Origin of the sequence: Sphingobacterium hungaricum (assembly GCF_015210005.1) — a bacterium.
GTDB lineage: Bacteria > Bacteroidota > Bacteroidia > Sphingobacteriales > Sphingobacteriaceae > Sphingobacterium > Sphingobacterium hungaricum.
Genome location: NZ_MU158697.1, coordinates 1 through 13,137, shown reverse-complemented (window position 1 = coordinate 13,137; position 13,137 = coordinate 1). Strand labels below are relative to the sequence as shown.

At 38.4% G+C, this 13,137-nt stretch carries 13 protein-coding genes and 1 rRNA gene; 10 read left to right on the top strand and 4 right to left on the bottom strand.

Annotated elements, in window-relative coordinates:
• Position 1: 1 nt before the first annotated feature.
• The 3 genes from C4F49_RS00070 (at position 2) to C4F49_RS00060 (ending at position 2,976) form a co-directional block, all read left to right on the top strand.
• A complete protein-coding gene (locus C4F49_RS00070; RefSeq protein WP_196933791.1) occupies positions 2-658 on the top strand; it encodes a protein-L-isoaspartate(D-aspartate) O-methyltransferase in 657 nt (218 codons plus the stop codon).
• A gap of 82 nt (positions 659-740) precedes the next feature.
• Positions 741-2,540 carry a MutS-related protein gene (locus C4F49_RS00065; RefSeq protein ID WP_196933790.1) on the top strand — a complete coding sequence of 600 codons (1,800 nt, stop codon included), beginning with the start codon at positions 741-743 and terminating at the stop codon, positions 2,538-2,540.
• Between the two features lie 25 nt (positions 2,541-2,565).
• Positions 2,566-2,976, top strand: coding sequence for an acyl-CoA thioesterase (locus C4F49_RS00060; RefSeq protein WP_196933789.1), 411 nt, complete (start codon positions 2,566-2,568; stop codon positions 2,974-2,976).
• A gap of 206 nt (positions 2,977-3,182) precedes the next feature.
• Here C4F49_RS00060 and C4F49_RS00055 read toward each other — a convergent pair whose 3' ends face one another.
• The 3 genes from C4F49_RS00055 to C4F49_RS00045 all read right to left on the bottom strand — a co-directional run bounded on the left by C4F49_RS00055 (position 3,183) and on the right by C4F49_RS00045 (position 6,228).
• A complete protein-coding gene (locus C4F49_RS00055; RefSeq protein WP_196933788.1) occupies positions 3,183-4,247 on the bottom strand; it encodes an NADH:flavin oxidoreductase/NADH oxidase in 1,065 nt (354 codons plus the stop codon).
• Positions 4,248-4,252: 5 nt separating this feature from the next.
• The gene (locus C4F49_RS00050; protein WP_196933787.1) at positions 4,253-4,627 is read right to left on the bottom strand and encodes a DUF779 domain-containing protein; all 375 of its coding nucleotides are present in this window, start codon (positions 4,625-4,627) and stop codon (positions 4,253-4,255) included.
• 98 nt (positions 4,628-4,725) lie between these two features.
• A complete protein-coding gene (locus tag C4F49_RS00045) occupies positions 4,726-6,228 on the bottom strand; it encodes an aldehyde dehydrogenase family protein (protein ID WP_196933786.1) in 1,503 nt (500 codons plus the stop codon).
• A 172-nt stretch (positions 6,229-6,400) separates the two neighbouring features.
• On the opposite strand from C4F49_RS00045, the gene C4F49_RS00040 reads away from it, so the two are divergent.
• A complete protein-coding gene (locus C4F49_RS00040; protein ID WP_196933785.1) occupies positions 6,401-7,312 on the top strand; it encodes a helix-turn-helix domain-containing protein in 912 nt (303 codons plus the stop codon).
• On the opposite strand, the gene smpB is transcribed toward C4F49_RS00040, so the two are convergent.
• A complete protein-coding gene (gene smpB / locus C4F49_RS00035) occupies positions 7,309-7,764 on the bottom strand; it encodes an SsrA-binding protein SmpB (protein ID WP_196933784.1) in 456 nt (151 codons plus the stop codon). The two genes, C4F49_RS00040 and smpB, sit on opposite strands and share 4 nt — an antisense overlap.
• 302 nt (positions 7,765-8,066) lie before the next feature.
• On the opposite strand from smpB, the gene spt reads away from it, so the two are divergent.
• The 6 genes from spt to C4F49_RS00005 form a co-directional block, all read left to right on the top strand.
• A complete protein-coding gene (gene spt / locus C4F49_RS00030; protein ID WP_196933783.1) occupies positions 8,067-9,272 on the top strand; it encodes a serine palmitoyltransferase in 1,206 nt (401 codons plus the stop codon).
• Positions 9,273-10,394 (top strand): hypothetical protein, encoded by a 1,122-nt coding sequence (locus C4F49_RS00025; protein WP_196933782.1) that lies wholly within the window; start codon positions 9,273-9,275, stop codon positions 10,392-10,394.
• The gene (locus tag C4F49_RS00020) at positions 10,391-11,392 is read left to right on the top strand and encodes an NAD-dependent epimerase/dehydratase family protein (protein ID WP_196933781.1); all 1,002 of its coding nucleotides are present in this window, start codon (positions 10,391-10,393) and stop codon (positions 11,390-11,392) included. The genes C4F49_RS00025 and C4F49_RS00020 overlap by 4 nt, the downstream gene beginning before the upstream one ends.
• Entirely contained in the window at positions 11,393-12,070 is a 678-nt protein-coding gene (locus tag C4F49_RS00015; RefSeq protein WP_196933780.1) for a CDP-alcohol phosphatidyltransferase family protein, read from the top strand. It begins immediately after the preceding gene.
• Positions 12,071-12,073: 3 nt separating this feature from the next.
• A complete protein-coding gene (locus tag C4F49_RS00010; protein ID WP_196933779.1) occupies positions 12,074-12,469 on the top strand; it encodes a GtrA family protein in 396 nt (131 codons plus the stop codon).
• A gap of 556 nt (positions 12,470-13,025) precedes the next feature.
• A 16S ribosomal RNA gene (locus tag C4F49_RS00005) occupies positions 13,026-13,137 on the top strand; the annotation flags it as partial.

Sequence of the window (13,137 nt, the reverse complement as noted above, 5' to 3'; positions counted from 1 at the left end):
AATGGCATACAAATTCGATGACAACTACCGCGAGAAAGGGGCTCGAAAACAACTCGTAAAACTCTTAGAAAATAGAGGTATTGAAGACAAAAATGTATTAAAGGCAATAGGAAAAGTTCCTAGACATTTTTTCTTCGACGAAACTTTTTGGAACCAAGCTTATCGGGATATTGCATTTCCGATAGGAGATGGACAGACCATTTCTCAGCCCTACACGGTTGCTTATCAATCTGAACTGCTGCACGTAAAAAAAGGCGACAAAATTCTAGAAATCGGCACAGGTTCTGGCTATCAAACCTGCATTTTGTTGGAGCTTGGCGCGACAGTCTACACCATCGAACGCCAAGAAAATCTATACAACCGGACGATTCAGGTATTGCCTTACATGGGCTACAGACCTCAGTTTTTTTGCGGGGATGGTTCCAAAGGAATTCCTGAGCATGCGCCTTATGATAAAATAATTGTCACAGCAGGAGCACCTTTTGTTCCAGAGGTTATGTTGCAACAGTTGAAATTAGGCGGTTTATTAGTCATTCCGGTAGGGGATGAGCAATCCCAGAAAATGATCACCATTCTTCGCGTTGGTGAAAATGATTTTGAACGGATTGAATTGGATACGTTTCGTTTCGTACCTTTGGTCGGCGATAAAGCCTGGTAAGTTTTCACTTAGGTGGGATATTTCCTATTTTTATGGCTGACAAAATCGCGCTTGGCTTTTCCAAGTTTTTTATTTTACATAAATGATTGAATTCTACAAAAAAAACGGTGAGCTTGCTCAAGCAGAAATCAACAAAATAGATAAATCCATCACACAAAATAGTTTAGCACGACTGGCGGTTATCGTCTTTGGTGCAGGTTTTTTGTTCTACACCTTTCAACTCAATAACGTTTCTTTAGTGCTCATCAGCACAGTTGTGCTAGTTCTTTTGTTTTTCTTTTTAGTCAATCGCCAGAGCAGATTGGAGAAACTGAAGCTAGAAAGAATGGCTTTTTTGCGTGTAAATGAAAATGAAATTACGTTAAAGCAAGATCGGAAAACCATTTACAATAAAGGCGAAACGCATGAAGATGGTCATCATCCGTATACATCCGATTTGGATATTTTTGGTTCCTATTCTTTGTATACGCTGGTCAATCGCTGTGCGACAGTTTTAGGCAATACCATCCTGTCAAATTGGTTTTTGAAATCGAGTGCAAGAGATGAAATTTTAGAGCGTCAGCAAGCAGTTGCCGAGTTGGCCGAAAATGTAGAATGGAGTCAAGACTTTCAGTCGAAACTATTATTTAATTTGGAGCAAAAGATTGAGATTAAGTCTTTCCTAACACGCTACTTTAAAGATTCGGCATTTAATTTTGGTTCAACATTGTTGAACTATTATGTATTGGCTTCGCCATTTATTTTTATAGCTGGAGTTTTAGTTTCTGTTTTTATTTATCCGGTTTGGGGTTACATGGCTATTCTAGCGTTGTTGCATTTGTTCGCAGCGATGTCTCAGGCGGGACGAATTGGCGTGTTTTCGAGTAAAATCGACAAGGTTGGCGAGCTCCTGAAATCCTATGCTGACGCAATTGCATTGGTAGAGAGCAGAACTTGGAATGCCAAAAGAAATAAAGAACTGCAGCAAAAAATCTTGCTAAAAGACAAGAAGATTTCGTCTTCGATCGATCAATTGTCTTCCTTGATCAATAAACTTGATGCCCGAAACAATATGTTTATGGCAACGATTTTAAACATTATTTTTCTATGGGATTTTAAGCAAGTCATGGCGATCATCGCCTGGAAAAAAGAAAATGAAGACATTGTGTTGCGTGCTTTCGACGTCATCGCCGAAATAGAAGCATTAAATAGTTTAGCGATTCTCAAAAGAAATCATCCAGATTGGGGTACGCCTACAATTTTGGCAAATCCTTTGGAAGATAAGCTTTCTTGCGATGAAATTAATCATCCGCTGATCCATTCTGATGTGGCGGTGGCCAATGACTATACGAACCAAGATCATCGCATTGCATTGATCACCGGTTCAAACATGGCTGGTAAAAGTACGTTTTTACGAACTGTGGGCATTAATGCGGTGTTGGCGTATGCAGGAGCTGTTGTTTGTGCAAAGCAATTTTCAACACCGATTTACTCCTTGATCAGTTATATGCGAATCAAGGATTCGCTGAATGAAAGCACATCAACGTTTAAAGCGGAATTGGATAGAATGAAATACATTCTCCAAACTGTAGAAGCCGATAAAACAAGTTTTTTCATCATCGATGAAATGCTTAGAGGAACGAATTCAGTTGATAAATATTTAGGCTCGAAGGCCATTATTAAAAAATTGCTTTCGTTAGAAGGTAAAGGTATGGTTGCCACGCATGATTTGCAATTGGCTTCCCTAGCCGATGAATACGATCAAATACATAATTTTCATTTTGACATTCAGGTCAAAGATGGAGAAATGATATTTGATTACAAATTAAAGGAGGGTGCTTGTACGATTTTTAACGCGTCAATGCTGTTAAAGGGTATAGGCATTGATGTAGATAAATTATAATTTTATTAAATTGAATATTTCTGATATGACGGTAGCAGAGCGTATTGAACAGTCCATTACGCGCCATTTTATGACTGTTTTTCCATTCACGACAAATCATCACGATACCTTGTTTGGTGGAAAAGCAATGGCTTTAATGGATGAAACGGCATTTATGTGTGCAACTCGATTTTGCCGCAAAACATTGGTCACGGTCTCTTCAGACCGAATTGATTTCAAAAAGGCAATTCCATCTGGGAGCATGATTGAAGCAATTGCGGAAGTCATTCATGTCGGGCGCACGAGCATCAAAGTTCGTGTAGATATCTTTTTGGAAGACATGTATGTTGATGGTCGCGAGCTGGCGATTTCAGGCGTCTTCTCATTCGTCGCGATCGGCGAAGATAAAAAGCCAACACCGGTTTTAGAAAATTTAGGTGTTGAAGAATTTTCTTAATTAAAATGCCTCTACTTTTTGGAGGCATTTTACTTGAAACTAAATCTCATATCTCAAATCTACTCATCCTAAATCTCAAAAAGGTTGGGCGCCTACGGAGCACAAATTTCAAAGGGATATTCTTTCTACAAACATTTTGCTCCTACGGAGCAATAATAAGTTATGCAATTTTCTCAAATCTCAAATCTCCCGTCTCATATCTAGAACTACCCCTTCGCCCTCGCATACTGCGGCGCCCAGTCTAACTCAGCTCCCAATTCTTTGGCTGCTTCATAAACAAAATGCGGACTTTGCAAGAATTTTCTAGCGACTAAGATCAGGTCAGCTTGATTTTCTTCTAAAATTGTTTCGGCTTGCTGTGCTTCTGTGATTAAGCCAACTGCCGCCGTAATCATTCCTGTCTGATTTTTTATTGCGTCAGCAAAAGGAACTTGATATCCTGGCTCCACCGTAATTTTTTGATGATGTACAGCCCCGCCGGAAGAAACATCAATCACTTCCACACCTTTAGTTTTTAAAACTGATGTTAACGCAATGGATTGTTCTAAATCCCAGCCATTTTCCGCCCAGTCTGTTGCCGATATTCGAACCCAAAGGGATTTGTTTGCAGTGATAGGTTTAATCGCTTCCACGATTTCCAACAGAAAGCGGATTCGATTCTCAAAACTTCCTCCGTAATTATCTGTTCTTTTATTCACCAAAGGTGAAAGGAATTGATGGATCAGATAGCCATGAGCAGCATGGATTTCAACAATTTCATAGCCCGCTTTTACCGCTCGTTCGGCCGCAGATTTAAATTGGGAAACGAGTTCTTGAGTTTCTTCAACCGTTAATTCCTTCGGGATAAAATCTCGTTCGCTGAAAGGAATAGCAGAAGGAGCCACGGTTTGCCAGCCGAATTCATGTTCAGGAGCAAATTGTCCGCGTCCTTCCCAAGGACGGTTGTCGCTTGCTTTTCGGCCAGCATGCGCCAATTGAATCCCTGGAATTGAACCTTGCGATTTGATAAAATCAGTGATTTTTTGGTAGGCTTTTCCCTGTTCGTCCGACCAAATCCCCAAATCCCAATAAGAAATCCGGCCTTCAGGCGCGACTGCAGTAGCTTCCTGAATTACTGCGCCTGCTTTGCCTGCGGCGAATTGACCTAAATGTACCAAATGCCAGTCCGTAGGAAATCCTTGATCCGCCGAGTATTGGCACATCGGCGATACGACTAATCTGTTTTTTAAAGAAATTGTTGCTAAAGCCAAAGGCTCAAATAATTTTGTCATGTATGTTATGCGTTGCGTTCTACGGGTTCTAAATCTTTTAACTCTTCTTCATTAAATAAACGATAGTGCACTTTAAATGTCTTTCCCAAAGGTGTTTCCAACGAAAACCCTCCCGGTCCAAATCCGTCCAGTACATCTAGCATAAAATGCGAATATTGCCAATACTCGAATAAATCTCGGTCTATCCAAAATTCGTATCCTTTTATATGTCCGATCAGAACGTCATTCATCCGAGGATAAAATCCGCCTTTCTCAAAACATTGAGGCTGCGTTCCTTCACAGCATCCTCCAGCCTGGTAAAACATCAGCGGTCCGTGTTTTTCTTCCAGCTCATCGATAAGAGCCAAAGCTTTCTCTGTTGCATCTAGTCTTGATACCATTTCTTGTCCTCCTTAAATTTAACAAAACCCAGCATAAAGCTAGGTTTTGTTGTTTGATTATTAAAACTTCTAGATATAAATCCACTACGGGATTGATTTTAGAAAAATCCTAATTTTTCTTTGCTGTACGAAATGAGCATGTTTTTAGTTTGTCTGTAATAACCCAGCATCATTTTATGGTTTTCGCGGCCAATTCCAGATTGTTTGTATCCTCCAAACGGCGCTCCGGCTGGATAGCTGTGGTATTGATTTACCCAAACGCGACCAGCTTGAATTGCTCTTGGAATTTGGTACAGCTGATGCGCATCTCTCGTCCAGACGCCTGCGCCTAATCCGTAGATCGTATCATTCGCAATTTCTATCGCTTCTTTCTCATCTTTAAACGTAGTCACCGCCAATACAGGGCCAAAGATTTCTTCTTGGAAAATGCGCATTTTATTGTTGCCTTTGAACAAGGTTGGTTTGATGTAATATCCCTCTTCCAAACCTTCTCCAAGAATATTTTCATCACCACCGGTCAATACTTCTGCACCTTCTTCCTTACCCAGCTTGATGTACGACATGATTTTGTCTTTTTGGATTTTTGAAGCTTGCGCACCCATCATGACGGTTGGATCTAATGGATTGCCGACTTTAATCTGATTGACGCGTTCGATGACACGAGCAATAAATTTGTCGTAAATATCTTCTTGAATCAATAACCGAGAAGGAGCAGTACAGATTTCACCTTGATTCAGCGCAAATAAAACAGCGCCTTCAATGGCTTTGTCCAAATATGCATCATCCTGATCCATTACGGAGCTGAAGAAAATGTTCGGCGATTTACCTCCTAATTCCAATGTTACCGGAATAATGTTTTCTGTTGCATACTGCATCACCAATCTACCTGTAGCCGTCGAACCTGTAAAGGCTGCTTTCGAGATTTTTGGATTGGTGACCAATGTACGTCCTAGTTCTGATCCAAATCCATTCACAATATTCACAACACCTGGAGGCAACAAATCACCGATCAGTTCCATTAAAACCAATATTGAAACGGGTGTGCTTTCTGCTGGTTTTAAGACAACTGTACAGCCTGCGGCTAATGCAGGAGCCAATTTCCAAACAGCCATTAGAATTGGGAAATTCCAAGGAATAATTTGAGCAACCACACCAATAGGCTCGTGAACAATCAGCGAAACCGTGTTGCTGTCCAATTCGCTCAGCGAACCTTCTTCCGCACGGATCACGCCTGCGAAATAACGGAAATGATCCACAACCAAGGGAATGTCCGCATTTAAGGTTTCCCTTACTGCTTTACCATTGTCAATCGTTTCTACTGCCGCAATATGATCTAAGTTCTGTTCGATGCGGTCTGCAATTTTATTCAGAATAATGCTGCGTTCTGTTGCAGATGTCAATTTCCAAGTTTCAAAAGCTTTGGCCGCGGTATCCACTGCCAAGGCAATATCTTCTTTTGAAGAATGCGCAACTTTGGTAAATGGTTTTCCATCCAATGGAGAAATGTTGTCAAAATAATTTCCGTTGATCGGAGCAACAAATTCTCCTCCGATGTAATTGTCATAGCGTTCTTTGAACGCAGGTCTTTGAATTATACTCATATCACTAATTTTTATATTTTACGTAATGGTTATCTTCAAATTTACTTGGAAAAGAATTTTTTAAGTAGCATTATGGTTTCAAGTAATAGCATTATCGTGACAATCACATTTTTTAAATTGTAAGTAGAATTAGTATATTTGATAGACTCTCCAATTATAAATAGTACAGGCTATGGGTAATTTGCATCTTTTAGAATCTCTTCCGTTTTCAAAGAAAAATGAAATCAATACATTGGTTGAAAACAGACGTGCGTTTACATTAAATCAATTTGAATTGAATGTTTTCGAAACCTATGAGAAAAGTTTGGAGGTTCCTTTGAAATTCGATGATTTGGTAATCGTCAATATGCTGAAAGGAAAGAAGGTGATGCATCTTAAAGACGTTTCGGCTTTTGATTACTCGCCAGGTGAGACTTTGGTGTTGCCAGCCTATTCAAAAATGATCATTGATTTCCCTGAAGCAACATCGATCAATCCCACCCAATGTACAGCCTTGTCCATCAGCCAGCAAAAAATCAACGATGTCATTAATTATGTCAATGAATTTTACCCAAAACATCATGGGACAGCTTCTTGGGAATTCCAATTGGATAAATTTCACTTCTACAACAGTCTGGAATTAACGGAAATAACGAATAAATTATTTCAGATTAGCCTTAGCCAAAATATGCACAAAGAAGCATTGGCAGACTTAACGTTAAAAGAGCTGATGATTAAAGTTATGCAGACTCAGGGATTGTTAGTCTTGCAAGAAAACACGTTGACAAACCGTTCGCTATTCGATTATCTAAAAGATTTTATTCGGAATAACATCAGCGATAAATTGACCGTTGAGGTGTTGGCTAAAAAAGTGAATATGAGTAAGGCAGGCTTATTTAGGATATTTAAAAATGAATTCGGGATCAGTCCGATGGAATTCATTATTGCTGAACGGATTAACCTAGCTAAATTTATGTTGAGCCAGCGGAAAAGTGTTAAAGAAACTTGTTTTACCGCAGGTTTTACAGATGTAAATTATTTTATTCGGCTATTTAAAAAGAGAGAAGGGGTGACGCCCGGCGTGTATGCCGGACAATACTTTTAGTGTTTCATCGCGCGGTCTAACTCTCTTTTGGATTCTCTTTCCTTGATTGTGTCACGCTTATCGAAATCTTTTTTACCTTGAGCTAAAGCAATTTCTACTTTAGCGAAACCACGCTCATTGATAAAAATACGCAATGGGATCATCGTAAATCCTTTTTCTTCGCCTTTTTCTTTCAGCTTTTTTAATTCGCGTTTGGTCAGCAAAAGTTTTCTGTCGCGCTTGGATTCATGGTTATAAAAAGAACCAAATGAATATTCAGCGATGTGCATGTTGCGGATATAAAGTCCATCTTCAAAAAACGCACAGAAACTATCGTTGATATTGGCTTTTCCGCTTCTAATCGATTTTATTTCAGTGCCTAATAAAGATAATCCAGCCACATATTTATCCAAAATATGGTATTCAAATGATGCTTTTTTATTTTTTATATTGACTCTTGCTTCTATAGCCATACGTTGTTTTTATTCTTATTTATAAGCTACAAATGTAGCAAAATACTACTAATACCTATTGAATAGCAATTCTTTATTAACAAGTTATTAATATTGAATTAATTTTATGATATTTATATGTTAATCAAATCTAAAACAAAAAGAGAAGTTTTGTAAGTTTGCGCAATTTCCATAAATAAAGTTTAAAAACGTTAGTACATATTTACTTAATTTATACTTAACTTTGGAAACAAAAAAACTGACATTTTATTAAAAATGTTCAAAAAGTAAAAACGAATCATTTATTAAGATATACCGCCAGAATGAGCAAGGGAAAATTAAATGAAAAAACATCAAAGTTTTTGCTTGAGTTAGATGAACTTAAAGCGAAAAATTTATATGCTTATTTTAGACCTATCCAATCAAAACAGGATACTGAAGTAGTTATTGATGGCAAACGTGTGCTTATGTTTGGCTCAAACTCATATTTAGGATTGACAATTGACCAACGTATTATCGAAGCTTCGCAGCAGGCTTTGGCAAAATACGGGACGGGTTGTGCAGGTTCACGTTTCTTAAACGGGACTTTAGATATCCACGTTGAGCTTGAAGAAAAATTGGCGGCGTTTGTAGGTAAGGAATCGGCGATATTGTTCAGTACGGGTTTCCAGTCCAATCTTGGGCCTTTATCTTGCATTACTGGAAGAAACGATTATATCTTATTGGATGAACGGAATCATGCTTCCATTATCGATGGAAGTAGATTGTCATTTTCCAAAGTTATTAAATATGCACACAACGATATTCAGGATTTAAGAGACAAGTTGTCCAGGATTCCTGAAGATAGTTTTAAGCTGATTGCTACCGATGGTATCTTTAGCATGGAAGGCGATATTGTCGACCTGCCAGAATTGATTAAAGTGGCGAATGAGTTTGATGCGGCTGTTATGGTTGATGATGCACACAGTTTAGGTGTGATCGGAGAGCGTGGAGCTGGTACTGCAAGTCATTTTGGAGTGACCGATCAAACGGATATGATTATGGGGACATTCAGCAAGTCCTTAGCTTCTTTAGGAGGTTTCGTCGCTGCGGATAAATCGACGATCGAATATTTAAAACATAAAGCACGCTCTTTAATGTTCAGTGCGAGCATGACGCCAGCTTCAGTAGCATCAACGTTAAAAGCGCTGGAAATTATCGAGAACGAACCCGAACATATTGAAAAGCTTTGGGCGAATACAAATTATGCGAAACAGCTGTTGCTGGAAAATGGATTTGACTTAGGAAATACACAAAGTCCTATTCTTCCTGTATTTATTCGCAACAACGAAAAGACTTATATCATCACCAAAATGCTTCAAGACGACGGCGTTTTTGTTAACCCAGTTGTAGCTCCTGCAGTTCCAGCTGAGGAATCATTGATCCGTTTATCGCTTATGGCCACACATACATTTGACCAAATCGATGAAGCTGTGGATAAAATGGCAAAAGCATTTAAAAGTTTAGAAGTAGAATCATTCATTAGCTAAATGATTACGATCATTCCAGTTGAATCAAAAAAGCAGCGTAAGGCTTTTATTGATTTTCCACATGATTTATATGCGGAAGACCCGAATTATGTGCCAGAATTATTTTTAGCGCAAGAAGATTTATTAACTCCGGGTAAACATCCATTTTACTTGCATTCTTCTGCTCAATTGTTTTTGGCTTACAGCGATGCGAAAATTGTTGGCCGGATTGCCGCGATTTGGAATGTGAACAATAATTCATTCAATCATGTTCAAGAAGGTCATTTTGGTTTTTTTGATTGCATCAATGACCAGGAAGTCGCCGATAAATTGTTTGAAGCTGCAGAAAATTGGGTAAAGCAGAAAGGTGCAACAACCGTTGTTGGACCGATTAATCTGACGACAAATGATACCGTTGGACTTTTAGTCGAAGGTTTTGACCGTCCTCCAATGGCCATGATGCCATACAATAAAGCATATTATATTGATTTGATTTTAAATTACAGCTTTAGTCAAAAAGTTGATTTGAGAGCTTATCAAATTTCTTCAGATGATGCCAATAAGCGTTCTGTTCTATTATTGGATAAATTGGAAGAGCGCCTCGGACGTTCAGGTATTCGGCTTCGCCAAATAAATTTAAAAGATTTTAAAAACGAAGTTGCGAAAATCAAAACCATCTACAACAAAGCCTGGGATAAAAATCTAGCCTTTGTCCCAATGACAGATGAGGAATTCAATTATGTGGCGAAAGATTTAAAACAGATCGTAAATCCTAAATATGCAATTATTGCAGAAAAAGGGGACGAAATTGTCGGTTTTGCTTTAGGTGTTCCAAACATCAATGAGATCTTGATAAAAATAAAACGAGGAAGATTATTGCCTTTCGGTATTTTCAAATTGCTTTTCGGTCTTAAAAAAGTGAAGTCACTTCGCGTGATGATGCTTGGTGTTTTAGAGAATTATCGCAAAATGGGTATCGAAGCATGTCTGTATGGGCGCATTATTAAAAATGGAACGATAGATAATGTTCAGGAAGCTGAATGTTCATGGATGTTGGAGCATAATTATTTAATGAATCATGCCATCGAACAAATTAATGCCAAACTTTATAAAAGATACCGTCTTTACGAAAAGACGCTATGACAAAAAAGATTTTAATAACTGGAGCTAGTGGTTTCGTGGGTTCGCATTTAGTTGAAGCTGCCAAAAGCCAGCTTTTTGAAGTGCATGCTGCTGTTAGGCAGTCAAGCCTGAAAGACGAAATAGCTCCATTTGTTGATAAATTTGTTTATCCAGATTGGAACAATTCCCAAGATTTAGATGAGTTGCTGCGCAATGAGAAGTATGACTTTGTTATTCATGCAGCAGCTTTGACCAAATCAAAATCGGAACAAGAGATGTATACCGTGAATGTAGATTTCACTAAAAACCTCTTAGCCTCTGTTTCTAAATTAACGGAAAAACCCCAACGAATCGTTTTTGTCAGCAGCCTTGCTGCGATAGGCCCAATTCCTTTTCAAGAAAATCAGTTTATTTTAAATGATAGTCCATATCATCCCGTAACGGTTTACGGGAGAAGTAAACGCGATGCGGAACTGATGATCAAGGAGAACTTCGCTGATTTGCCTATTACGATTATCCGTCCGACTGCAGTTTATGGACCTCGCGAGAAAGACCTATTTATTTTGTTTGATACCATGAATAAAGGTTTCGAACCTTATATAGGACGCAAACCCCAAGCACTAAGTTTTATTTACGTAAAGGATTTGGTTGACGTTTTATTGCTCTCACTTCGAGGACGGGAAACGGAAATTGTAGCTTACAACATTACCGATGGCCACGTATATACAAAATATGCGATGGCTGACATATTTAAAAGTGTTTTCAAAAAGAGATTATTCAGAGTGCATATTCCTTATGGAATTGTTGAGTATTTTTCAATTCTCTTGCAGAAACTGTATAGTAAATCTTCTAAAACTCCAGTGATTTATCCTGAGCGGTTAAATGAATTGACCGCGGAAAATTGGGGCTGTGATATAGAAGAAGTAAAAAATAAATTAAATTTTGAACCAAAATATGACCTTGAGAGTGGTTTGAAAGAAACCCTTGAATGGTATAAAGTGAATAAATGGTTATCATAAATGGAAGCAAATAAATCGCTATTCTCAGATAGAAAACGCACGAATATATTAAGTTCGCCTGAGCAGAAATTAATTATCTATTTGGTTCCGCGTGTTCCTTCATGGATCAGTTCAGATGGATTGACTGCAATCGGAACGTTCGGCTCGGTATTGATATTGATTAGTTTTATTCTGGCTAAGTATGTTGCCATTCCTTATTTGCTCTTAGGGATTCTGGGATTTATTATCAATTGGGTAGGAGATTCCATGGATGGCCGGATTGCCTATTACCGCAATAAATCTCGTAAATGGTATGGCTTTTCTTTAGATATCATTATGGATTGGGTTAGTACGGTCATGATCGGATTGGGTTATGTAATCTATGCTGACGGCAAATGGGAATTGACAGGTTTTCTTCTTGTCGCTTGCTATGGCTGGAGCATGATCATTTCTCAGCTTCGATATAAGATATCCGATAAATATACCATCGATGCAGGCCTGGTCGGTCCGACCGAAATACGAGTGATTATCTGCTTAGTCTTATTGCTTGAAGTTTTATTTCCTGGCACAATGGATTATTTAGTAATTGTCATTACATGTATTCTATTTTTTATCAATATTGGGGATACAAAAAAACTGTTGGATTTAGGTGATGAGCGCGATCGATTAGAGAAAGAAAATAAGTCGGTTAATAATTAGTAAATGAACTGGGTTAAGATTAAGCAATTTTTTAAAGCGCAACTTTCGGCGTTTATCGGAGGCATGGTTGATTATGGAGTCATGCTTTTGTGCAAAGAAGTTTTTGGTTTTTCCGTTACGAATGCGATACGTGTCAGCGGAACAGTCGGTGCTGTTGTTAATTTTTCCATCAATCGATTTTGGACTTTTAAAGATAGTAAGAACTCGACCCCAATAGGAAACCAGCTTTGGAAATTTGTAATTGTTGTCATTGGCAGTATTTTTTTAAAATCACATGGCACTCCAATCTTATCAGAAATTACCGGAATCGATTATAAAATTACCCGACTAATGATTGAGCTTATTGTTTCTTTAGGGTTCAATTATCCGCTTCAAAAGTATTGGGTATTTAAAAAATAAAGTTTTTTATACTATTCTTAAAAAATTATCGTTTTATAATACAGCTCTTTACATAAGAGTCGAAATTATTTCTCAGATTCTATTTGGAAGTTAGCGTTTAAAAGTTCTACTTTTGCACCACTCCGCAAGGGAGGGACAGCATTGAAAAGCAAGGAAATCGGGGATATAGTTAGAAGCTAGCGATAGCGGAAAGCGAGCCCAGAACGTTCCAGACAAAATAAATCAAAAAAAAGTTTTGGAGGTTCGGAAAAGATTTCTACCTTTGCAGTCCCAACGGAAACGAAGGGGACAAGATCTGAAGGGATCTTGGGAATAAAAACGAAAAGATCAAGCTGGCAGCAGCGAGGTTATATAAGCAGAAGCGCGAAGCGGATGCGATAGAAGTTCTTTAAGAAAATGATCATGTAAACGCAGCGAGTAGCTTTAAGAGAGCGAAAGTTCGCAAGGAAGATTTTTTCTTCCAAAAAACAAACTTAAGCTAAGCAAATCGGATTAGAAATACACAAAGACAATTCTAATTATTTTATAGATAGTTAGGTGTCGAACACTACATTTTACAATGGAGAGTTTGATCCTGGCTCAGGATGAACGCTAGCGGCAGGCCTAATACATGCAAGTCGGACGGGATTCAGGGAGCAGCTTGCTGCAAACTGATGAGAGTGGCGCAC

Bases quoted from the DNA above. Each gene is read 5' to 3' on its own strand.
- C4F49_RS00070 (WP_196933791.1), top strand. From the start codon at position 2: ATGGCATACAAATTCGATGACAACTACCGCGAGAAAGGGGCTCGAAAA.
- C4F49_RS00065 (WP_196933790.1), top strand. From the start codon at position 741: ATGATTGAATTCTACAAAAAAAACGGTGAGCTTGCTCAAGCAGAAATC.
- C4F49_RS00060 (WP_196933789.1), top strand. From the start codon at position 2,566: ATGACGGTAGCAGAGCGTATTGAACAGTCCATTACGCGCCATTTTATG.
- C4F49_RS00055 (WP_196933788.1), bottom strand. From the start codon at position 4,247: ATGACAAAATTATTTGAGCCTTTGGCTTTAGCAACAATTTCTTTAAAA.
- C4F49_RS00050 (WP_196933787.1), bottom strand. From the start codon at position 4,627: ATGGTATCAAGACTAGATGCAACAGAGAAAGCTTTGGCTCTTATCGAT.
- C4F49_RS00045 (WP_196933786.1), bottom strand. From the start codon at position 6,228: ATGAGTATAATTCAAAGACCTGCGTTCAAAGAACGCTATGACAATTAC.
- C4F49_RS00040 (WP_196933785.1), top strand. From the start codon at position 6,401: ATGGGTAATTTGCATCTTTTAGAATCTCTTCCGTTTTCAAAGAAAAAT.
- smpB (WP_196933784.1), bottom strand. From the start codon at position 7,764: ATGGCTATAGAAGCAAGAGTCAATATAAAAAATAAAAAAGCATCATTT.
- spt (WP_196933783.1), top strand. From the start codon at position 8,067: ATGAGCAAGGGAAAATTAAATGAAAAAACATCAAAGTTTTTGCTTGAG.
- C4F49_RS00025 (WP_196933782.1), top strand. From the start codon at position 9,273: ATGATTACGATCATTCCAGTTGAATCAAAAAAGCAGCGTAAGGCTTTT.
- C4F49_RS00020 (WP_196933781.1), top strand. From the start codon at position 10,391: ATGACAAAAAAGATTTTAATAACTGGAGCTAGTGGTTTCGTGGGTTCG.
- C4F49_RS00015 (WP_196933780.1), top strand. From the start codon at position 11,393: ATGGAAGCAAATAAATCGCTATTCTCAGATAGAAAACGCACGAATATA.
- C4F49_RS00010 (WP_196933779.1), top strand. From the start codon at position 12,074: ATGAACTGGGTTAAGATTAAGCAATTTTTTAAAGCGCAACTTTCGGCG.